The sequence below is a fragment of the Bacillus sp. GbtcB10 genome (assembly GCF_019091365.1).
GTDB lineage: Bacteria > Bacillota > Bacilli > Bacillales > Bacillaceae > Bacillus > Bacillus altitudinis.
The window spans coordinates 1-239 of sequence record NZ_JAGXJP010000365.1 but is presented as its reverse complement, the minus strand read 5'-3'; the positions used below and the strand labels follow the sequence as shown (position 1 = coordinate 239).

Below are 239 nucleotides of genomic sequence, written 5' to 3'. Positions count from 1 at the left end.
GCTTTTAAAGGCAGGCTTGTTTCCTCGTCAATTCCAATGGGGTACATGTGATTAAGCAATTCTGTTGATGACTCTGGACCGTCAAACATTGGCGGCTCTTGCTTTTGAACGTGATTCTCCCACAAATCTTTTTCAATCTGAATCAAATAACCTATCAATTCCTCGTCACGACCGACTTTTTTATAAATGAACTTGTTTCCGCCGATCAGAACTGCAATCCACCATGCTTTATAACCCGT

General features: G+C 41.4%; 1 pseudogene. It reads right to left on the bottom strand.

The features are described from left to right. Positions 1 to 239: pseudogene (locus tag KVT11_RS20510) on the bottom strand (hypothetical protein); the annotation flags it as partial.